The sequence below is a fragment of the Vibrio brasiliensis LMG 20546 genome, assembly GCF_000189255.1.
GTDB lineage: Bacteria > Pseudomonadota > Gammaproteobacteria > Enterobacterales > Vibrionaceae > Vibrio > Vibrio brasiliensis.
The window spans coordinates 55,099-77,584 of sequence record NZ_AEVS01000001.1 but is presented as its reverse complement, the minus strand read 5'-3'; the positions used below and the strand labels follow the sequence as shown (position 1 = coordinate 77,584).

12 protein-coding genes are annotated in these 22,486 nt (G+C 46.7%); 7 read left to right on the top strand and 5 right to left on the bottom strand.

Annotated features, from left to right (window positions below; translation table 11 throughout):
* Nucleotides 1-96: 96 nt before the first annotated feature.
* From rimP to truB, 5 genes are all read left to right on the top strand, one after another.
* The gene (gene rimP, locus RH46_RS00305) at nucleotides 97-552 is read left to right on the top strand and encodes a ribosome maturation factor RimP (protein WP_006877389.1); all 456 of its coding nucleotides are present in this window, start codon (nucleotides 97-99) and stop codon (nucleotides 550-552) included.
* A 24-nt stretch (nucleotides 553-576) separates the two neighbouring features.
* Entirely contained in the window at nucleotides 577-2,064 is a 1,488-nt protein-coding gene (nusA, locus tag RH46_RS00300; protein WP_006877388.1) for a transcription termination factor NusA, read from the top strand.
* Nucleotides 2,065-2,086: 22 nt separating this feature from the next.
* Complete coding sequence (gene infB / locus RH46_RS00295; RefSeq protein ID WP_006877387.1) at nucleotides 2,087-4,774, top strand: translation initiation factor IF-2; 2,688 nt, start codon at nucleotides 2,087-2,089, stop codon at nucleotides 4,772-4,774.
* Nucleotides 4,775-4,887: 113 nt separating this feature from the next.
* Nucleotides 4,888-5,298, top strand: a complete 411-nt coding sequence (gene rbfA / locus RH46_RS00290) for a 30S ribosome-binding factor RbfA (RefSeq protein ID WP_006877386.1) — start codon at nucleotides 4,888-4,890, stop codon at nucleotides 5,296-5,298.
* Nucleotides 5,298-6,245, top strand: a complete 948-nt coding sequence (gene truB, locus RH46_RS00285; RefSeq protein ID WP_006877385.1) for a tRNA pseudouridine(55) synthase TruB — start codon at nucleotides 5,298-5,300, stop codon at nucleotides 6,243-6,245. The genes rbfA and truB overlap by 1 nt, the downstream gene beginning before the upstream one ends.
* 68 nt (nucleotides 6,246-6,313) lie before the next feature.
* Here truB and RH46_RS00280 read toward each other — a convergent pair whose 3' ends face one another.
* From RH46_RS00280 to gltB (RH46_RS00255), 5 genes are all read right to left on the bottom strand, one after another.
* Nucleotides 6,314-6,742: a DUF1499 domain-containing protein gene (locus tag RH46_RS00280; RefSeq protein ID WP_006877384.1), complete on the bottom strand. Its 429-nt coding sequence runs from the start codon at nucleotides 6,740-6,742 to the stop codon at nucleotides 6,314-6,316.
* Between the two features lie 94 nt (nucleotides 6,743-6,836).
* Nucleotides 6,837-8,249 carry an FAD-dependent oxidoreductase gene (locus RH46_RS00275; protein ID WP_006877383.1) on the bottom strand — a complete coding sequence of 471 codons (1,413 nt, stop codon included), beginning with the start codon at nucleotides 8,247-8,249 and terminating at the stop codon, nucleotides 6,837-6,839.
* Nucleotides 8,250-8,269: 20 nt separating this feature from the next.
* The gene (gltB, locus tag RH46_RS00270) at nucleotides 8,270-12,733 is read right to left on the bottom strand and encodes a glutamate synthase large subunit (protein ID WP_006877382.1); all 4,464 of its coding nucleotides are present in this window, start codon (nucleotides 12,731-12,733) and stop codon (nucleotides 8,270-8,272) included.
* Between the two features lie 428 nt (nucleotides 12,734-13,161).
* Nucleotides 13,162-14,631 (bottom strand): glutamate synthase subunit beta, encoded by a 1,470-nt coding sequence (locus tag RH46_RS00260; RefSeq protein WP_006877380.1) that lies wholly within the window; start codon nucleotides 14,629-14,631, stop codon nucleotides 13,162-13,164.
* The gene (gene gltB, locus RH46_RS00255; protein WP_006877379.1) at nucleotides 14,631-19,178 is read right to left on the bottom strand and encodes a glutamate synthase large subunit; all 4,548 of its coding nucleotides are present in this window, start codon (nucleotides 19,176-19,178) and stop codon (nucleotides 14,631-14,633) included. The genes RH46_RS00260 and gltB (RH46_RS00255) overlap by 1 nt, the downstream gene beginning before the upstream one ends.
* A 534-nt stretch (nucleotides 19,179-19,712) precedes the next feature.
* Here gltB (RH46_RS00255) and mnmL point away from each other — a divergent pair.
* The gene (gene mnmL / locus RH46_RS00250; RefSeq protein WP_006877378.1) at nucleotides 19,713-20,660 is read left to right on the top strand and encodes a tRNA modification radical SAM protein MnmL/YtqA; all 948 of its coding nucleotides are present in this window, start codon (nucleotides 19,713-19,715) and stop codon (nucleotides 20,658-20,660) included.
* A 61-nt stretch (nucleotides 20,661-20,721) separates the two neighbouring features.
* Entirely contained in the window at nucleotides 20,722-22,470 is a 1,749-nt protein-coding gene (locus RH46_RS00245; protein ID WP_006877377.1) for a diguanylate cyclase domain-containing protein, read from the top strand.
* The last annotated feature ends 16 nt before the right edge of the window (nucleotides 22,471-22,486 follow it).

Sequence of the window (22,486 nt, the reverse complement as noted above, 5' to 3'; positions counted from 1 at the left end):
GGTTTTTGTTATCTAAATTTCTGTACGGAAATTTAGAGCTTTGCTTGGAATTTAAAAATGGGCTGTGAGCCCTTTTTTGTTTCTGGAGTGGTTAAAATGACTGGTTTAGAAAGACAACTTACTGAAATGCTTGAAGCTCCTGTAGCTGCATCAGGTTATGAGTTAGTTGGATTAGAATTTATTCGCGCAGGCGAGCATTCAACGTTGCGTATCTTTATCGACCACGAGAACGGCATCAATGTCGAAGATTGTGCGGAAGTTAGCCGTCAAGTAAGTGCGGTTATGGACGTTGAAGATCCAATCACAGTGGCTTACAACCTTGAAGTGTCTTCACCAGGTTTAGAGAGACCACTTTTCAAAGCTGCACACTATGAACAATTTATTGGTCACGAGGTAAGCATCGTTTTGAAAATGGCTGTAGGCAACCGTCGTAAGTGGAAAGGCATTATCCACTCAGTTGATGGTGAAACTATCTCTGTTACCGTTGAAGGTAATGAAGAAGAGTTCGCACTAAGCAACATTTCAAAAGCTAACCTGATCCCTAAATTTTAATTAAAGTCTTAGAGGCTATTTAAAATGAGTAAAGAAATTTTAGCGGTAGTAGAAGCGGTATCGAACGAGAAAGCGGTACCTCGTGAGCGTATCTTTGAAGCCCTTGAAATTGCTCTAGCAACTTCTACTAAGAAAAAACACGAAATCGAAATTGACGTACGTGTTGAAATTGACCGTAAAACGGGTGAGTTCGAAACTTTCCGCCGCTGGTTAGTTGTAGAAGAAGTAGAAAACCCAACAAAAGAAATCTCTCTAGAAGCTGCACAATACGAAGATGCAGAAATTCAACTAGGTGATTTCGTTGAAGACGATATTGAGTCAGTAACATTCGACCGTATTACGACTCAAACTGCTAAGCAAGTAATCGTACAAAAAGTACGTGAAGCTGAGCGTGCACAAATCGTTGAACAGTTCATCGATAACGAAGGTGAACTTGTTACTGGTGTTGTTAAGAAAGTAAACCGTGAAACGGTTGTTCTTGACCTAGGTAACAACGCTGAAGCGGTAATCCTACGTGATGACCAGCTTCCTCGTGAAAACTTCCGTCCAGGTGACCGTGTACGTGGTCTACTATACAAAGTGGCTCCAGAAGCACGCGGCTTCCAGCTATTCATTACTCGCTCTAAGCCTGAAATGCTAGCTGAACTATTCCGTGTTGAAGTTCCTGAAATCGCGGAAGAGATCATTGAACTTAAGGGCGCAGCTCGCGATCCAGGTTCTCGTGCGAAAATCGCAGTGAAAACTAACGACAAGCGTATTGACCCTGTTGGTGCGTGTGTTGGTATGCGTGGTGCACGTGTACAAGCGGTTTCTGGTGAGCTTGGCGGTGAGCGTATTGATATCGTTCTTTGGGACGATAACCCTGCGCAATTCGTTATCAATGCAATGGCTCCAGCAGACGTTGCTTCTATCATCGTTGATGAAGATGCTAACGCTATGGATATCGCAGTTGAAGCTGACAACCTGGCGCAAGCTATCGGTCGTAACGGTCAAAACGTACGTCTTGCATCTCAACTAACTGGTTGGGAACTGAACGTAATGACAGTTGAAGATCTTCACAAGAAACACGCAGAAGAGTCTCAAGCTGCAATTGAAGGCTTCATGAAGCACCTAGACATTGAAGAAGACTTTGCTCAACTACTTGTTGAAGAAGGTTTCTCTACTCTAGAAGAAGTAGCTTACGTTCCAGTTAACGAACTACTTGAAGTAGACGGCCTAGACGAAGATCTAGTCGAAGAACTACGTAATCGTGCTAAGAATGCACTAACTACTCTTGCGCTAGCACAGGAAGAGTCTTTCGAAGGTGTTGAGCCAGCTGAAGACCTACTTGGCCTAGAAGGCCTAGAGCGCGAGATGGCATTTAAACTGGCAGCTAAAGGTGTTGCGACACTAGAAGACCTGGCTGATCAGGGCATCGATGACCTTGAAGGTATTGAAGGCCTGACCGAAGAACGTGCGGGTGAGCTAATTATGGCAGCTCGTAACATTTGTTGGTTCGGCGACGAAGAATAATTTTTCAGCAAGGAGAAAGCGGATGACACAAATTACTGTTAAGGCACTGAGTGAAGAAATTGGAACTCCAGTGGACCGCTTAATTGAACAACTTGCTGACGCTGGTATGAAGAAAGCGAGTGGTGACCAGGTTTCTGACGACGAAAAGCAGAAGCTTCTGACTCACCTTAAGAAAGAGCACGGTGACACTTCAGGTGAATCTGAGCCAACTCGTTTAACTCTACAGCGTAAAACTCGCAGCACACTTAGTGTAAATGCTGGTGGTGGCAAGAGTAAGGATGTTCAAGTAGAAGTACGCAAAAAGCGAACTTATGTGAAGCGCAGCATTATCGAAGACGACGCAAAACGTGAGGCTGAGGAAGCAGCAAAGCGTGAAGCTGAAGAGCTTGCGAAGCGTGAGGCTGAAGAGCTAGCAAAACGTGAAGCTGCAGAGAAAGCACAACGCGAGGCCGAAGAAAAAGCGAAGCGAGAAGCGGATGCAAAACGTGAAGCTGAAGAAAAGGCAAAACGCGTACAAGCTGATAAGGCTAAGAAAGACATGAATGCAAAAAATGCGGACGCTAATACGCAAGCGAAGAAAGAAGCTGACGAGCTAAAGCGTCGTCAGGAAGAAGAAGCCCAACGTAAAGCTGAACAAGAAGCTGCCAAGCTTGTTGAAGAAGCACGTAAACTAGCTGAAGAAAATGAAGCTCGTTGGAGTGAAGAAGAGAAGAAAAAGAAAGAGCTTGAAAACTCTGACTACCACGTAACGACTTCTACATACGCTCGTGAAGCAGAAGATGCTGCTGACCGTAAAGAAGAAGGCGGCCGTCGTAAGAAGAAGAAAAAAGCTGCTGGCAATGATGATCAAAACCGCGGTGGTCGTAACCAACGTGGTGGCAAAGGTCGCAACAAAGGTAAGCTGGCTAAGCCAACTTCAATGCAACAAGGCTTCGATAAGACAGCGACTGTTGCTAAAGCAGACGTTGTGATCGGCGAAACAATCGTTGTATCTGAACTTGCTAGCAAGATGTCTGTTAAAGGCACTGAAGTTATCAAAGTGATGATGAAGATGGGCGCTATGGCGACTATCAACCAAGTGATTGACCAAGAGACTGCTCAGCTAGTTGCTGAAGAGATGGGTCACAAGGTAATTCTACGTAAAGAGAACGAGCTGGAAGAAGCGGTACTGTCAGATCGTGACAACAACGCTGAAGCGGTTCCTCGTGCTCCTGTTGTTACTATCATGGGTCACGTTGACCACGGTAAAACATCGACTCTTGACTACATTCGTCGCACACACGTTGCATCTGGCGAAGCGGGTGGTATTACCCAGCACATCGGTGCATACCACGTAGAAACTGACAACGGTATGATCACTTTCCTTGATACTCCTGGACACGCGGCGTTTACCGCTATGCGTGCTCGTGGTGCTCAAGCGACAGATATCGTTGTACTAGTAGTAGCAGCAGACGATGGCGTAATGCCACAAACAATCGAAGCGATTCAGCACGCGAAAGCGGCAGAAGTTCCACTGATTGTTGCTGTGAACAAGATCGATAAAGAAGACGCAAACCCAGATAACGTTAAGAATGAGCTAGCTCAGTACGACGTAATTCCTGAGGAGTGGGGCGGTGAGAACATGTTTGTTCACATCTCTGCGAAACAGGGTACAAACATCGACGGTCTTCTAGAAGCAATCCTTCTTCAGTCTGAAGTTCTTGAACTTACAGCGGTTAAAGAAGGCATGGCGTCTGGTGTAGTTGTTGAATCTCGTCTAGATAAAGGTCGCGGTCCAGTTGCTACAGTACTTGTTCAATCAGGCACACTAAACAAAGGCGACATCGTTCTTTGTGGTCAGGAATACGGCCGTGTTCGTGCAATGCGTGATGAACTAGGTAAAGAGATCACAGAAGCTGGTCCTTCTATCCCTGTAGAGATCTTAGGTCTTTCAGGTGTACCTTCATCAGGTGACGAAGCGACTGTAGTACGTGATGAGCGTAAAGCACGTGAAGTTGCTAACTACCGTGCTGGTAAGTTCCGTGAAGTGAAACTTGCTCGTCAGCAGAAATCTAAGCTAGAGAACATGTTCTCTAACATGGCTGCTGGTGAAGTTGCTGAACTAAACGTAGTACTGAAAGCTGACGTACAAGGTTCTGTTGAAGCTATCTCTGACTCACTACTGAAACTGTCTACTGAAGAAGTTAAAGTGAACATCGTGGGTTCAGGTGTTGGTGGTATTACTGAAACTGACGTAGTACTAGCAGAAGCTTCTAACGCTATCATCCTTGGCTTTAACGTTCGTGCTGATGCATCTGCGCGTCGTGCGGTTGAAGCAGCAAGCGTTGATCTACGTTACTACTCAATCATTTACCAATTGATTGACGAAGTTAAACAAGCAATGGGCGGTATGCTTGCTCCAGAATTCAAGCAAGAGATCATTGGTCTTGCTGAAGTTCGTGACGTATTTAAGTCACCGAAACTGGGCGCAATCGCTGGTTGTATGGTTACTGAAGGTCTGATTAAGCGTAACAACCCTATCCGTGTACTACGTGATAACGTTGTTATCTACGAAGGTGAGCTAGAATCACTACGTCGCTTTAAAGATGACGTTCAGGAAGTTAAGAGTGGCTACGAATGTGGTATCGGCGTTAAGAACTACAACGATGTTCGCGTTGGTGACCAGATCGAAGTATTCGAAATCGTTGAAATTAAACGTACTCTTGACTAATTGACTAAAATTACGAGCGATATCTTCTTAAGATAAGCTGTAATTGGTTGTTGAATACGCCATGGGGGGCTGGTTACGACCATCCCCCCATTCTTTCTAATAAGAGAAAAGATATGTCAAAAGAATTTAGCCGCACGCAGCGAGTGTCACAACAGCTGCAAAAAGAACTTGCTCTGATTCTTCAGCGCGAAGTTCGCGATTCTCGTCTGGGTATGGTGACCATTTCTGATGTAGAAGTGTCACGTGACCTGGCGTACGCAAAAGTATTTGTAACCTTCCTTTGTGTTGGTGAGCAAACGCCTGAGTCTTGTCTTGAAGCGCTACGTGAGCATGAAGTTCATATCCGTATGATGCTAGGCAAGCGCATTCGTCTGCGTCTGACTCCAGAAGTTCGTTTCTACTACGACAACACTTTGGTTGAAGGTATGCGTATGTCTAACCTTGTTTCTGAAGTTGTTAACGAAGATAAGCGTAAGCAGCAAGACGCTGGCCGTGAAGAGGACCAGACTGGAGAAGACAGCTAATGGCTCGTCGTCGTAAAGGTCGTCCAATCAACGGTGTTATCCTGTTAGATAAACCAACAGGTATCTCATCGAATGATGCGCTGCAGAAAGTAAAACGTATCTACTTTGCCGAAAAAGCAGGTCATACAGGTGCACTGGATCCCCTAGCGACGGGTATGCTGCCGATCTGTCTTGGTGAAGCAACTAAGTTTTCACAGTTCCTGTTGGACTCAGACAAGCGTTACCGAGTCATCGCTAAACTGGGTGAGCGTACCGACACCTCTGACTCAGATGGTGAAATCGTAGAGACGCGTCCAGTGGATGTGAACCTTGAGAAACTTGAAGCGTGTATTGATAAGTTCCGTGGTGAATCTGATCAGGTACCTTCAATGTTCTCAGCATTGAAGTACCAGGGTAAACCGCTATACGAATATGCGCGTAAAGGTATCGAAGTTCCTCGTGAATCACGTAAGATCAATGTGTATGAAATCGTACTTCACCGCTTTGAAGGTGATGAAGTAGAGATGGAAGTACATTGTTCAAAAGGTACTTACATTCGTACTATCGTTGATGATCTTGGTGAGATGCTTGGTTGTGGTGCCCACGTAACTATGTTGCGTCGTACTGGTGTAGCCAAATACCCATACGAGAAGATGGTAACCTTAGAGCAACTTAACGAGCTGCTTGAGCAAGCACATCGTGATGAAGTTGCGCCAAAAGATCTACTTGATCCACTATTGCTACCAATGGATACCGCGGTAGAAGATCTACCGGAAGTAAACCTTAATGCAGAACTGACTAACTTGGTTCAGCATGGTATGCCGGTGCAGGTATTCGGTGCTCCAGAAGGAACACCACTTCGAATGACTTCCGGTGAAGAGAAACTTTTCATTGGTGTTGCCGAAGTGAATGATGATGGCAAGGTTGCTCCTAAGCGACTTGTTGTCTTCCGCGATGAAGCCCAGTAATCGGGTTCTCTGATGTAAAAAACCGAAGCACAAGCTTCGGTTTTTTTGTATCTGTACTATGGCCGTGATTATTCGATCAGACCATTTTCATTCAGCAACTCTCGTAGCATGTCTGCACGCTTACGGTTAACACCGAAATCTGAATAGCCAACTCTTGACTCAGAGCGAACCAGTAATGTGTTGCCTTCAACTCTTAGCTCTAAATCATCGACGAAACGCATGATCTTGGACGTACACTCAATACGAAGATAACCTTGCTCCTTGACTGCGGTTTTTGCGCCAGGCAGTTGCAAGGCTACTGCTTCAATAGCGTCAAGAGTGGTATTGTCCGCAAGGGTGAAAGGCGCAAGCTGGTGCTTCTCTCTGGTATCCTGAGTTGAGACACAGTTAGGTTTATCTCCGCAAGGCTGAGAAGTACGGTCTGTCATGGTTGTCACTCCTTGGCTACATGCAGTTAAAGTGATTAGGGTTAAGGAAAGGAGAGCTCCCTGTTTCATTTCGGATCCTTATCATTGGAACTTTGTCAGATAATTATATGTTTTAAATAAAAAAAGGATCCAAACTTTGGATCCTTTTTTGTTTTCTGAGAGGTTAAACCTCTAGGAAGTCGAGAATACCTTCGGCGGCTTTGCGCCCTTCATCGATGGCGGTCACCACTAAATCAGAGCCTCGTACCGCATCACCGCCAGCAAAGATTTTTTTGTTGCTGGTCTGGAACATAAACTCTTGATCCAATGGCGCTTTAATACGGCCCCACTCATCAAGGTCTACACCAAACGGTGTTAGCCATGACATCTGGTGGGGTTGGAAACCAAATGCCATGATGACGGCATCGGCTTCAAGTACGTGCTCACTTCCTTCGACAGGTTGTGGTCGGCGACGACCTGCTTCATCAGGTTCACCTAAAGCGGTCTTGACCACTTTCACTCCTGATATTTTACCGCTTGCATCAACTTCTATACCAAGAGGCTGCAGGTTAAACATAAAGTTAACCCCTTCCTCTTTTGCATTCTTCACCTCACGGCGAGAGCCAGGCATATTGGCTTCATCACGACGATAAGCACAAATTACATTCGAAGCACCCTGACGGATAGAAGTTCGGACACAGTCCATTGCAGTGTCACCACCACCTAGTACAACGACTTTCTGACCAGCCATATCGATAAATGACTCTTCGCTAGGTAGTTCCATTACTTTGTAAGTATTGGAGATAAGGAAGGGTAGTGCATCGTAAACACCAGGAGCTTCTTCGTTTGCGAGTCCTGCACGCATGTTTTTGTAGGTACCGACACCTAAGAACACCGCATCGTACTCATCAACAAGCTGCTGCATCTCAATGTCTTTACCAACTTCAACACCTAAGCGGAATTCGACCCCCATTTCACTGAATACTCGGCGACGGTTTTCCATCACACCTTTCTCCAGTTTGAATGAAGGGATACCGAAGGTGAGCAGGCCACCAATTTCAGGGTAACGGTCGAAGACAACTGGTTTCACACCGTTGCGGACTAAGATATCTGCGGCGGCGAGACCTGCTGGTCCGGCACCGATAATCGCGACCTTCTTATCTGTCCAGACAACCTTTGACATGTCTGGCTTCCAGCCCATCTCAAATGCTTTATCAGTAATATATTTTTCAATGTTACCGATGGTTACCGCGCCGAAGTCTTCATTCAGAGTACAAGAACCTTCACATAGGCGATCCTGCGGACATACTCGGCCACACACTTCTGGAAGACTGTTAGTCTGGTGAGAAAGCTCTACCGCTTCGATAATGCGCCCCTCGTTGGCGAGTTTTAGCCATTGAGGGATGTAGTTATGAACGGGACATTTCCATTCACAGTAAGGGTTACCACAATCTAAACAGCGGTCAGCCTGAGCCGTTGCCTGCTGCTTAGTAAAGGGTTCATAAATCTCAACGAATTCGATCTTACGAATTTTGATTGGTTTTTTCGCTGGATCAACGCGTTGGACATCGATAAATTGGTATACGTTCTGGCTCATGATTCAAACATCCTCCATGATTACTGTGCTTGAACGCGAAGTTCTGCGGCACTACGGCTTTGATGACCCAGCAGAGTATTGAGATCTGCTGCCTGAGGCTTAACCAGATAGAACTTCGGAATCCATTCATCAAAGTTCGCCAGGATATTCTCAGCATGTACCGAGCCAGTTTCTTCTAAGTGTTCCGCGATTAGGCCACGCAGGTGCTCCTGGTGAATGTAGAGATCAGACAGAGCAACGGCTTCTACTGACTCTTGGTTTACGCGTCCCTCGAACTCTTCGTTCTCATCAAGCACATAAGCGAATCCACCCGTCATACCAGCACCAAAGTTAACCCCTGTTGCACCCAATATCGCGACAATACCGCCGGTCATGTACTCACAAGCGTTATCGCCAGCACCTTCAATCACGGCAATAGTGCCAGAGTTACGTACGCCAAAACGTTCGCCCGCTGTACCTGCAGCAAAGAGTTTTCCACCTGTAGCACCGTACAAACAGGTGTTACCAATGATGGTCGCTTCATTACAGTTAAACGCCGTCCCCTGGTGCGGCTTGATACTGATCTTACCGCCAGCCATGCCTTTACCTACATAGTCGTTGGCATCACCAGTCAGATAGAGTTCAACCCCGCCTGCATTCCATACACCAAATGACTGACCAGCAGTACCATCCAAGTGCAGCTTAATTGGATTTGCTGCCATACCCTGGTTGCCGTAGCGTTTGGCGATTTCACCCGACAGGCGGGCACCGATTGAACGGTCAGTGTTAATCACGTTATAGAAGAAATCAGCAGACTGTTTGGCTTCTATTGCTTCAATCGCATCGTCATAAATTTTCTGGTTGAGCTCGGCTTTATCGAATGGGGCGTTTGGCTCCGTCCAGTAAAGCGGATGTCCCTGTGGAGAGACAGGTGCTTCCAGAATGTTAGAGAGATCGAGTTTGCTCTGTTTCGCAGTCAGACCTTCTACCGCTTCAAGCAGATCGGTACGGCCTATAAGGTCAGTAAGCTTCTCCACACCAAGTTGAGCAAGGAGTTCACGCACTTCGTCAGCCAGGCCAATGAAGTAGTTCATGACCATTTCTGGTAAGCCTTTGAAGTACTCTTTACGCAAGGTGTCATCTTGTGTTGCTACACCGGTAGCACAGTTATTCAGGTGACATATGCGCAGGAACTTACATCCCATTGCTACCATAGGCGCAGTACCAAAGCCGAAGCTTTCAGCACCAAGAATAGCGGCTTTTACCACATCAAGACCGGTCTTCAATCCGCCATCAACTTGAAGACGAATTTTATGGCGCAGTCCATTCGCGACGAGTGCCTGCTGGGTTTCTGCCAGACCAAGTTCCCACGGGCTACCAGCATACTTAACTGACGTGAGTGGGCTTGCTGCTGTACCACCGTCGTAACCTGAGATGGTGATTAAATCGGCATAAGCCTTGGCAACACCTGTCGCAATGGTGCCAACACCCGGCTCAGAGACCAGCTTGACTGAAACCAATGCCTTCGGGTTTACCTGTTTAAGGTCGAAAATCAGCTGAGCTAAATCTTCGATTGAGTAAATATCGTGGTGCGGCGGTGGAGAGATGAGTGTCACCCCTTGCACTGAGTAACGCAGCTTAGCGATTTCAGCGGTAACCTTGTGTCCCGGTAGCTGTCCGCCTTCACCTGGTTTAGCGCCTTGTGCAACCTTAATCTGCAGCACATCTGCGTTAGTCAGGTAGTGTGGTGTAACACCAAAACGGCCAGAAGCGATCTGTTTAATACGCGAGTTTCGCTCGGTACCAAAGCGTCTTGGATCTTCACCACCTTCACCTGAGTTAGAGTAACCACCTAAACGGTTCATTGCCGTTGCCAGTGCTTCGTGAGCTTCAGGGCTCAGGGCACCAATCGACATCGCTGCAGAGTCAAAGCGTTTGAATAGTTCAGTACTTGGCTCAATTTTCTCTAACGGCAACGGAGTCTGAGACTTCTTCAGTTGCATCAGATCTCGCAACATAGCGACAGGGCGATCGTTCACTTGCTTGGCGAAGCTCTGGTAGTCAGAACTCTCACCAGATTTCACCGCTAGCTGCAGGGTGCCGACGACATCTGGGTTGTAGGCGTGATATTCACCACCATGGACATATTTTAACAGTCCGCCGTGGTCGATAGGTTTGCGCTTCGCCCAGGCTTTGCGAGACAGGTTGTAGAGATCCTGCTCGAAGTCTTCGAAGTTGGCGCCCTGAATGCGGGTAGTGACGCCTTTAAAGCACAGGTCCACTACGTCCTGACTCAGACCCACTGCTTCAAATAGTTGTGAGCAGCGGTAGGAAGCAACCGTAGAGATACCCATCTTCGACATGATCTTGTATAAGCCTTTGTTGATGCCGTTTTGATAGTTCTGCATCACTTGACGGTAGCTCTTGGTCAGAGCGCCATCATCAATGACTTTGGCGAGTGCTTCATAAGCCAGATATGGGTAAACCGCGGTGGCACCAAAGCCAAGCAAGACCGCAAACTGGTGCGGATCTCTGACCGTGCCTGTCTCTGCGATAATGTTGGCATCACAACGAAGATTGGCATCGATCAAACGGCTTTGTACTGCACCAACAGCCATCGCAGCCGGGATAGGCAGTCGGCCTTTTAGCAATGTCTTATCCGAAAGGACAACCAGAACCGTACCTTCGCGAACCGCTTGTTCTGCCTGATCACACAGATCCAGGATTGCCTGTTCCAGATCCTTATCTTCAGGATCATAGTTGATATCAAGTACTGTGCTACGGTAGTGCTCGTCACTCAGATTAAGCAATTGTTGCATGTCTGAATAGAGCAGAACAGGGGAGTCAAATGTCACACGGTGAGCGTGACCATCAGTTTCACAGAACACGTTCATTTCCTGACCAATACTGGTGGCCAGAGACATAACATGTTTTTCCCTTAACGGGTCAATCGGTGGGTTGGTTACCTGAGCAAACTTCTGACGGAAGTAGTCAGTGACCAATCTCTCCTTCGAAGATAATACCGCCATTGGCGTATCATCACCCATTGAGCCGACGGCTTCCTGTCCCATATCACCAAGGACACGAAGAACCTGATCGACTTCCTCATTGCTCATCGCAAATTGCTTTTGGTAAGTCTTTAGCTGGTCATCATCGAAGCTACGTTCACCGACTTTCTCTTCAGAGAGCTGCGAGAATGGGGTTAGTTTATGGACATTGTTCTCCATCCATTCACGATATGGGTGACGTCCTTTAAGGTCATTATCGATCTCACTCGACTGCCAAAGCTTGCCGCGACGGGTATCGACAACCAGGAGCTCACCTGGGCCAACACGGCCTTTCTCTGCAACTTCATCCGGGGCGTAATCCCAGATACCAACTTCAGAGGCGAGGGTAATCAACTTGTCTTTAGTAATAACGTATCGAGCCGGACGTAAACCATTTCGGTCAAGGTTACACGCAGCGTAACGACCATCTGAGAGGACGATACCTGCAGGACCATCCCATGGTTCCATGTGCTTAGAGTTGAAATCGTAGAAAGCGCGTAGGTCAGGATCCATGTCCGGGTGGTTTTGCCATGCAGGTGGAACCAGCATACGCATGGCACGGAAGACATCCATACCACCAGCTAAGAACAGATCGAGCATGTTATCCAGACTTGATGAGTCTGAACCTGTCTCATTTACAAATGGGGCTGCTGTCTGTAAGTCCGGTAATAGTGGTGACGAGAACTTGTAGGCACGTGCTCGAGCCCACTGTCTGTTACCTTGGATGGTGTTGATTTCGCCGTTGTGAGCCAGATATCTGAACGGTTGAGCTAATGGCCAGCGTGGCTGGGTGTTGGTAGAAAAACGCTGGTGGAACAGACAGATAGCCGACTCCATGCGCAGGTCTGCTAAATCCAGATAGAACCTTGGCAGGTCGGCTGGCATACATAAGCCTTTGTAGACCATTACCTGAGTGGATAGGCTACAAATATAGAATTCGCTATCATCAACAATCTGCTTCTCGATACGACGACGGGCAATATAGAGGCGTCGTTCGATATCGCGTTCACGCCAGCCTGCAGGAGCTGAAATGAAAACTTGTTGAATGTTAGGTAAAGAATCTGCCGCAATTGGACCTAATACTGCAGAATTGGTTGGCACTTCACGCCAGCCAGATACTGTCAGAGTTTCTTGGGCAAGTTCTTGATTAATGATGTCTTTTGCTTGCTGGGCTTTGACTGGATCTTGGTTAAAGAAAATCATGCCAACGGCATATTGCTTACCAAGTTTAAAGCCATTCTCTTCAGCTATCAGACGTAGATAAGAGTCGGGTTTTTGTAGTAACAGACCACAACCATCACCCGTTTTTCCATCAGCTGCGATGCCGCCACGGTGGGTCATGCGATCAAGTGCTGAAATTGCGGTGCGTACCAGTTTGTGACTTGGCTCACCTTCCATATGTGCAATTAAGCCAAATCCACAGTTATCTTTCTCGAGACTAGGATCGTATAGAGCCATTGCAATTCTCCCTTTGCTTCTCTGTCATCCCGACAGAACTACCAACATCAAAAGGGTTGGTATGTATGACTAACTATTCATTTTAATTGTTATATATCGTATAGATATGCATTAAATGCTATTAAAACATTTAACAAAATTAGACGAATTCATTTTCATCGACTTCACAACGTATAGGTTATTATGCAAAAGGTCAAGTTCTTGGTGGAAAATCACGCCAATATACGATTTACCACGGATTACGCTGTAATTGTCTATATAATTCAGATGGTTAGATTTTTGATTGTTACAATTTTGCAACATTCGGATGTCGGAGAAATAAAAAAGACCAGCACAATGTACTGGTCAACTGGAAAAGTTTGGAAGGAATGTTTGGTTATTTGAAACCACCTAGAATCTAATAAAATTTGTCATCCAGGTGGTTAACTCTATGCAGAGAGCATTAATGAGTCTGCTTTTGCTTCAAGATTTGAGTTACCCATTAGGTAATCATCAATAGCAATTGCACACTCACGACCTTCGTTGATACAACGAACAACCAGAGACTGACCAGTACGCATATCACCTGCTGCGAAAACGCCTTTCTGGTTAGTTGCAAAACCATCAGTTGCTACGTTGCCGCGCTCATCAAGCTTGATATCTAACTGTGCCAGTACACCGGTTGGCTCTGGGTGTAAGAAGCCCATTGCCAGGAAGGCCATATCACATGGAATGATGCGCTCTGAATTAGCCACTTCTTCAAACCCAGGACGCTCACCCGGTTTGGCGTCTTGCCATACGATATCTGCAATACGCAAACCAGTAACTTGACCTTTATCGTTGCCGATAAACTCTTTAGTCAGGATGTTCCAATGACGTTCACAACCCTCTTCGTGCGAAGTGGTTGTTTTCATGATCATTGGGTACTGTGGCCAAGGCATATTTGCCGGACGCTTCTCTGGTGGGATCGGCATGATCTCAACCTGAGTGACGCTTGCTGCTTTGTGACGGTTTGAAGTACCCACACAGTCAGAACCTGTGTCACCACCACCGATCACGACAACATGCTTGTCTTTAGCGTGAATTTCCTCACCTTTCAGATCCATATCGTTAGCACGACGGTTGTTCTGACCAAGGAATTCCATAGCAAAGTGAACACCCTTCAGCTCACGGCCAGGTACTGGCAAATCACGAGGAACGGTTGAACCGCCAGTGAGCAGAACCACATCGAATTCCTGACGTAATTGCTGAGCGTTAACGTCAACACCAATATGCTGGTTAACCTTGAATTCTACGCCAGCTTCAGCCATCAGGTTGATCTTACGATCAATCACGTCCATGCCCAGTTTGAAATCAGGGATTCCGAAACGCAGCAGGCCACCAACCTTTTCGTCACGCTCGAATACAGTGACGGAGTGACCAGCACTGTTCAACTGCTCTGCTGCTGCAAGGCCTGCAGGACCAGAACCGATGATAGCTACCGTCTTACCTGTGCGCGAACGAGGTGTTTTAGGTTTTGCGTACCCTTCACGGTACGCAGTTTCTACAATGGTTTTCTCGATATTACAGATGGTGATTGGGTCTTGGTTGATACCCAGAACACACGCGCTCTCACAAGGAGATGGGCAAACACGACCTGTAAATTCAGGGAAATTGTTGGTAGAACTTAGGATGTTCCACGCCTCTTCCCAGCTGTCACGGTAAACCGCGTCATTAAATTCAGGGATGATGTTACCAATCGGACAACCGCTGTGACAGAAAGGAACACCACAGTCCATACAACGAGAAGCCTGAGTGTTGATCTTGTCACCAAACTCTTCGTTAAGAACGAACTCTTTGTTGTCTTCAATACGAACTGATGGGTCGAGCTTCTTTGGAAGCTCGCGACCATGTTCTAAAAATCCAGTAGGCTTACCCATTATACTGCCTCCACTTCTTCCGTTTGTGCCTGCGCTGCTTCCGCTTTACGTTTTTGAAGAACCGCTTTGTAATCGCGCGGCATTACCTTAACCAGAGAGGCTAGGCTTGCTTCAAAGTTATCTAGGAAAGACTGAGCAACTTCACTTCCTGTGAACTCGACATGTTTAGTCAGCATCTCTAGCAGAAGATCGCGATCTTCTTGCTCAATTGGATCTAAGTCCACTAGCTCTGGGTTAAGCTTGGTTTCGAAATCACCCGCTTTGTCCCATACGTAAGCCACACCGCCACTCATACCTGCGGCAAAGTTACGACCTGTTGAGCCAAGGATGACAGCAACACCACCGGTCATGTATTCACAGCCGTGGTCGCCAACACCTTCAACAACAACTTTGGCACCTGAGTTACGTACACAGAAGCGCTCACCAGCCATGCCGCGGATGTACGACTCACCTGATGTTGCACCGTAGAAACAGACGTTACCGACGACAATGTTATCTTCAGCAACAATGGTCGATTTCGCATCTGGGTAAAGCACAAGCGTACCGCCAGACAGACCTTTACCCCAGTAGTCATTCGCATCACCTTCCACTTCGAACTTAACGCCCTTAGCCAGGAATGCACCGAATGACTGACCTGCAGAGCCGTTGAACTTCACGTTCATAGGCTGAGGTAGGCCTTGGTCTTTGTACACTTTAGAGATTTCGTTCGACAGCATGGTACCAGCCGAACGGTCCGTGTTGATGATTGGGAATTCAGCATTAACTGCTTCACCTTTTTCAAGCGCCGGAATAGCAGCCTGAATCAACTGACGGTCCAGAACCTGCTCGAGGTTGTGGTTCTGTTGTGTTTGGTTGTAGATACCATCTTCATCACGAGCTTGCTCGATGTGCAGAACTGGTGACAGATCCAGGTTCTTATATTTCCAGTGGCCGATATCTTCACGAACTTTCAGTTTGTGCGATTGACCAACCATCTCATCGATAGTGCGGAAACCTAGTTCAGCCATCACTTCACGCAGACCTTCAGCCATGTACTGGAAGAATGTCACTACGTCTTCTACGCGGCCATCAAAGCGTTCACGTAGCGTCTTGTTCTGAGTCGCGATACCAACAGGACAGGTGTTCTTATGACACTTACGCATCATGATACAGCCTTCAACAACAAGTGCTGCTGTTGCTACACCCCATTCTTCTGCACCAAGTAGTGTTGCTACTGCAAGGTCGCGAGGCGTTTTCATCTGACCATCAGACTGAACAACGATACGGTTACGCAGACCGTTTTTCAGTAGTGTCTGGTGCGTTTCCGCCAAGCCCAGCTCCCAAGGCAGACCAGTGTGGCGAATCGAAGACATCGGTGATGCGCCTGTACCGCCATCGAAACCTGCGATAAGTACCACGTCAGCTTTCGCTTTCGCTACGCCTGATGCGATAGTACCGACACCTGCTTCCGATACCAGTTTGACGTTTACACGGCCAGCACGGTTAGCATTCTTCAGGTCGTAGATTAGCTGAGCCAAATCTTCGATTGAGTAGATATCGTGGTGTGGCGGTGGCGAGATTAGACCAACGCCCGGAGTCGAGTGACGAGTTGCACCGATCCAGTCATCAACCTTATCACCAGGTAGCTGACCACCTTCACCTGGCTTCGCACCCTGAGCCATCTTGATTTGTAATTCATCTGCGTTAGTCAGGTAGTAAGAGGTAACACCGAAGCGGCCTGACGCAACCTGTTTGATTGCAGAGCGTTCCCAATCGCCGTTTTCTTTACGTTCGAAACGAGTTGGGTCTTCACCACCTTCACCAGAGTTCGACTTCGCGCCGATGCGGTTCATCGCCACTGCAAGGGTAGAGTGCGCTTCGTATGAGATAGAACCGAATGACATTGCACCTGTCGCAAAGCGCTTAAGGATGTTTTCGATTGGCTCTACTTCTTCAAGTGGAACTGAACCCGCAGGGTTCTTAACAAAGTCTAGCTGACTACGTAGCGTTGCTGCGTTATCACCCTGATCATCAACGGCTTTCGCGTATTGCTTGAACTGAGCGTAGTCTTTGTTACGTGTTGACTGTTGTAGTAGTGAAATAGTTTCAGGGTTAAACAGGTGTTTCTCACCACGCTGCTTCCACTGATATACACCACCAACATCAAGTACCTGTACTGGGATTTCACGAGTCGGGAAGCCGATACGGTGACGAACAAGTACTTCTTTAGCGATATCGTCGATAGTCAGACCCTGGATACGTGAAACTGTACCCGTGAAGTATTTATCGACTACAGATTTGCTGATACCAAGTGCTTCAAAGATCTGCGCACCGTGGTAAGACTGCAGTGTAGAGATACCCATCTTCGAGAAGATCTTCAGTAGACCACCGTTGATTGCTTTACGGTAGTTATCGAATAGTTCGCGGATGTTGGTCTCTGGGTCAAGTTTCTTAGTGCGTTGCAGCTCGACCATAGTTTCGATAACCAGATACGGGTTAACTGCGTTCGCACCATAACCAACCAGAGTGGCAAAATGGTGTGTCTCACGAGCGTCACCTGTCTCTACTACGATGTCACACTTCGCACGCAGACCTTTACGAATCAGGTGGTGGTGAACAGCGCCAACTGCCAGCATTGCAGGAATAGCGGCATGGTTAGAGTTAACCGCTCGGTCAGTTAGTAGGATGATTGAGTAACCATCGATAACCGCGTCTTCAGCGTATTGACAGATTCGTTTAAGAGCTCGCTCTAGTTTGCCTTCGTCTTCACTTGCCTGGAATACGATATCTAGCGTCTTAGCTTGAAGATGCTCGTTATCGATAGCACGCAGCTTTTCAAGTTCAGAGTTAGATAAAACTGGCGATTCAAGCTCTACTTTCTGACAGTGCTCTGGTGACTCAGCGAGTAGGTTCTGATCCTTACCAAGGTAAGTATTCAGTGACATAACCATACGCTCACGAATCGGGTCGATTGGCGGGTTAGTTACCTGAGCAAATAGCTGTTTAAAGTAGTTTGAAAGATGCTGTGACTGGTGCGAAAGAATCGCCAGTGGCCAGTCAGCACCCATAGCAGACAGAGGCTCTTTGCCATCTTTTGCCATAGGTACGATGATTTCGTTCACTTCCTCAGAGCTGACACCAAATGCTTGCTGCTTGTGGAGTAGCTTCTCTGGAGAAGGTTGGTTGAATTCGTTGGTTGCGTCCGGAAGTTTCTTCAGACTAAGCAGGTTCTCTTCAACCCATTTCTCGTACGGCTGCGCACTCGCAATACCGTCTTTCACTTCTTCGTCAGAAATAATGCGACCTTGCTCCAGGTCAGCAACAAAGATACGGCCTGGTTGTAGACGACCACGGAACTCCACGTTCTCTGGTGCAATATCAACAACACCAGACTCAGATGCCATGACCAGGAAGTCATCTTTAGTCACTGTGTAGCGAGAAGGGCGCAGACCGTTACGGTCAAGAGTTGCACCTACTTGTACGCCGTCGGTGAAACAGACTGATGCCGGACCATCCCATGGTTCCATTACGTTAGCGTGGTACTGGTAGAACGCACGACGTGTTGGGTCCATGTTTTTGTTTTCTTGCCATGCTTCAGGAATCATCATCATTAACGCATGTGGCAAGGTACGGCCAGAAAGAACTAATAGCTCTAGCGCCATATCGAAGTTAGATGAGTCAGAGCTACCTTCCTGACAGATTGGCAGCAGCATATCGATCTCTGCCTGAGTAAAGAGATCTGATTCAATGATCGCTTCACGCGCTTTCATCCAGTTCAGGTTACCGCGTACAGTGTTGATTTCACCATTGTGTGCAATGTAACGGAAAGGCTGAGCCAAACGCCATTTCGGGAAGGTGTTGGTTGAGAAACGAGAGTGAACGAGCGCAAGCGCTGTCACCATAGTTGGATTCTGAAGGTCAAGGAAGTACTGAGGTACTTGCTCTGTCGTTAGCTGGCCTTTGTAAACAAGCGTTTTGTATGACATTGAGTTGATGTAGAAATCATCACCAATGTTAGACACACTCTCCAGACATACTCGAACCGTGTAGTTACGTAGTACGTACAGTTTACGCTCTAGCTCTTCAGGCGTAATGCCCGGACCACCAGAAATAAATACGTGTTCAAATTGAGGTTCAGTGCTTAGTGGGTCAGCACCGATCATTGAGTTATCAGTTGGCAGTACACGATAGCCGATAACATCAAGCTCTAGTCGTTGTGCATTGCGTTCTAGAATGTCACGACACTGAGCGCGTTTGTGTTCGTCTTTAGGGAAAAGCACCACACCAACACCATATTTCTCGAAAGAAGGGAGCTTGATACCAAGCTTAACGGCTTCTTCTAACAGAAATTCGTGTGGTTTTTGTAGCAAGATACCAGCGCCGTCGCCCGAGCAAGGATCACATCCTTGACCACCACGGTGCTCCATTCGGGCAAGCATATCAAGTGCTTGCGTTACTACGTCGTGCGATTTGCGGTTTTTTAGGTGAGCAACAAAACCGATACCACAAGCGTCATGCTCCAACTCGGGAGTGTATAGACCTTGTGAAATTTGCTCTCTATCTACCATGGATACATCCTTCCAGTTCAAATAGGCGCAAGTGGGCTAGTCGAAACTAGTTCTACGTCCTGTCCTTTATTTTTATGATTCGAAGTCAGCCTAGCTGGGCGACTTTGATTCCATTCCGTCTCTCGCGGAAAAATATTGCGAGAAAAACAATCCTTGGTGAAATCCAGTTTTTTATTATCACAATCTAGTGATTTATATAGGTGGGAGTAGGAGTTCACCGATGTTTTGCCACATTTAAATGTAATAAAAAAATACAAAAAGTAGCAAAATCTGTAAGTATCCTACAATTTAGTCAGCACAAAATGCAATCAAAACTCGTCCTTGTTGCCCAGTTTTTTTGCGTTATAAATAGATAATATGTTTAACTTTTGCTTAACAATTTGCTTGAGGCACATATTTTCTGCATGTTTATTGACTTTGCTTAACTCCTATCCTGTTTGAAATCGTTACATTCCTTCCCAAATTGCTTTCAAGATTGTAATTAAATTACATAGATCTTAATGATATTTATTTCGATTTGGCTTAAGGGTAAAGATGCAACTTCACGAACTGGTCAACACCATTGGCCAAGACTTACAAAGAAGATATGGCGAGAAAGTTCACAAGCTGACTTTGCACGGTGGTTTTAGCTGCCCGAACCGAGATGGCACGATTGGTCGTGGCGGCTGCACATTTTGTAATGTGGCATCGTTTGCTGATGAAGAAGCTCAGATAAAAAGCATCCATGACCAGTTAACTGACCGAGCAGGAGAGATTACACGAGCAAAACGCTATCTCGCTTATTTTCAGGCTTATACCAGCACCTATGCTGAAGTACAGGTGCTGAAGAACATGTATGAGCAAGCCCTTGAAGCTGCAGATATCGTTGGGTTGTGTGTTGGTACCCGACCGGATTGTGTTCCAGATTCGGTTCTTGAATTGCTGGCAGGTTACGTCGAGCAAGGCTATGAGATCTGGCTTGAGCTTGGCTTACAGACAGCAAACAACCATACCCTGAAGCGAATTAATCGAGGCCATGATTTCGAATGCTATGCAGAGATCACCCGTCGTGCGCGGGCGCTTGGTATTAAGGTGTGTACCCATTTGATTGTTGGTTTACCTAAAGAGACGCGCCAGGACAATATCGCGACTATGCAGCAGGTTCTGGAGGTAGGGACTGACGGTATTAAACTGCATGGTTTGCATATTGTTGAGGGAAGTACCATGGCTAAAGCGTGGAAAGCAGGTAAACTTGCAGCCCCAGAACTAGAAGAGTATGTCTCCATCGCTAGTGAGCTGATCCGCATGACGCCACCTGAGGTGATTTATCATAGGGTTTCATCTGCGGCGCGTCGTCCAACTCTGTTAGCACCACTTTGGTGTGAAAACCGATGGTTAGCGATGACAGAGATTGGTCGTTCACTACATCAACTGGGGGCACAAGGCTCCTTGATAGCTCAACCATTTGTATACACAAAGCCGATATTAAAGGCTGATTATTAAGCAATAAGCTGATATCTTTTGTACCCTTATAAAAGATAAATAATTAAGTTAGAGTTTTTAAATGGAGCAAGTATTGGTTTGGTTGTGGGATAGCACCCACGGGCATGGTTTTGACTTTGTAGTCATCCTACTTGCTACTTTGGCGGCAATTGCCATTTACGCTAAGAATCAATCTCACTTAATTGAATTGCTTGAGACAACGCCAAATGCGTTGCTTTTGGTCGACAGTAAGACAGGTGAGCTCCTGCTCGCCAACCCTGCGGCAAATCAGTTACTAGGCGTACGCAAAGTAGGTAAAAGCTTTATGCTGCCGAGTTTGGTTACGCCTCAGTTCCTTCTCTCTATTACTTCTCCTTTTGCTGGTAAGCGCTTCTCCGCACACATGTTAAGTTGGCCGATTTCAGAGAGTCGGGCGGTAAAGCTGGATGTGTCTGGTCATAAGACGATCTATCGTCGCCGCGCGACCTGGTTACTCTATTTTTCTCCTCACCACTTAACGGATATGGAGTTGAAGAAAGAGATTAACTCGCTGACCATGGTTAAAAGTGCCTTTGATAACTTATCCGAACTGGTCTTTATCAAAAACAATGACGGTAAAATCATTTCAACCAACCGCTCTTTTCAGCGTTTTTGGCATAACCGCGAAGAGGAAGGGGCGGCGGATATTCAAGGTGTGATTAAAGGTCGTGCTAGTAAACGACGCTGGACAGTGACACCTGACGGTCGAAGCTGTTTGTTAGAAAGTTACCAAAATATCCTGCTGTCTTCGGATGGTGAGAAGTTAGGCACGATCGGTATTAGCCATGATGTGACTGACTGGCACGACATGCAGAAGAACTTACGCGACGAGATGGAAAAGCGTAAAGATACCGAAGTTGCGTTGGCTCAGCGGGATACAATCTTACAAAACATCCTTGAATCTAGCCCTGACTCGATTGGTATCTTTAATGAAAACATGGTTTATCAAGCGTGTAATTTGCCGTTCGTCAAAGCGTTAGGTATCTCCGAAGTTAATGATCTGATTGGTAAACGTCTACAAGACGTGATTCCAAACGAAAGCTATCAACGTCTGTCTGAAACAGACCATAAAGTTCTCTATGAAGGTAAATCGCTACGTTATATCGACCGCGTGATTAGCAGCAATGGAGAATACATTTGGTATGACGTTGTGAAATCGCCATTCAGAGATCCTGCCTCTGGTACCAATGGGGTACTGATAATGGCCCGGGATGTCTCTGAGCGTTATCTGGCAGAGCAAAAACTGGAAGAGGCCAACCAGGAGTTAGAGCGCTTAAGTTTCATTGATGGACTGACCCAGATCTCCAACCGTCGTCGCTTCGATGAGCAACTTGAAACCTTGTGGCACCTACATATTCGTGAACAGCAGCCGCTGACAGTTATCCTGTGTGATATTGACTATTTCAAAGGCTATAACGACTTCTACGGCCACCAACGCGGTGATGATGCCTTAATCAAGGTCGGTGAAGTGTTCAAAAAGGTGCTTACTCGCTCCAGTGACTGTGTTGCCCGTTACGGTGGTGAAGAGTTTGGTTTTATTCTGCCAAATACTACTACGGAAGGGGCGTTACAGGTCGCTAAGCGCATCCATGAAGGGGTTGCTGCACTTGGGCTTGAACACAGGAAGTCTAAGATCTCCAATCAGATCACGACCAGTATCGGTTTGGTTTCTATTGTCCCTCAACCGATGACAAGTAGCGAAACCATTATCGCCCTGGCAGATAGCGCACTTTATCAAGCCAAAGCTAACGGTCGAAACCAAACCTGTGTGCATCACACATCAGAGAATTAACGCTTTCTAATGTAAG

Coding starts and splice junctions, on each gene's coding strand:
- RH46_RS00260 (WP_006877380.1), bottom strand. CDS start 14,631: ATGGGTAAGCCTACTGGATTTTTAGAACATGGTCGCGAGCTTCCAAAG.
- mnmL (WP_006877378.1), top strand. CDS start 19,713: ATGCAACTTCACGAACTGGTCAACACCATTGGCCAAGACTTACAAAGA.
- truB (WP_006877385.1), top strand. CDS start 5,298: ATGGCTCGTCGTCGTAAAGGTCGTCCAATCAACGGTGTTATCCTGTTA.
- RH46_RS00275 (WP_006877383.1), bottom strand. CDS start 8,249: ATGAGCCAGAACGTATACCAATTTATCGATGTCCAACGCGTTGATCCA.
- rbfA (WP_006877386.1), top strand. CDS start 4,888: ATGTCAAAAGAATTTAGCCGCACGCAGCGAGTGTCACAACAGCTGCAA.
- RH46_RS00280 (WP_006877384.1), bottom strand. CDS start 6,742: ATGAAACAGGGAGCTCTCCTTTCCTTAACCCTAATCACTTTAACTGCA.
- gltB (WP_006877382.1), bottom strand. CDS start 12,733: ATGGCTCTATACGATCCTAGTCTCGAGAAAGATAACTGTGGATTTGGC.
- nusA (WP_006877388.1), top strand. CDS start 577: ATGAGTAAAGAAATTTTAGCGGTAGTAGAAGCGGTATCGAACGAGAAA.
- rimP (WP_006877389.1), top strand. CDS start 97: ATGACTGGTTTAGAAAGACAACTTACTGAAATGCTTGAAGCTCCTGTA.
- gltB (WP_006877379.1), bottom strand. CDS start 19,178: ATGGTAGATAGAGAGCAAATTTCACAAGGTCTATACACTCCCGAGTTG.
- RH46_RS00245 (WP_006877377.1), top strand. CDS start 20,722: ATGGAGCAAGTATTGGTTTGGTTGTGGGATAGCACCCACGGGCATGGT.
- infB (WP_006877387.1), top strand. CDS start 2,087: ATGACACAAATTACTGTTAAGGCACTGAGTGAAGAAATTGGAACTCCA.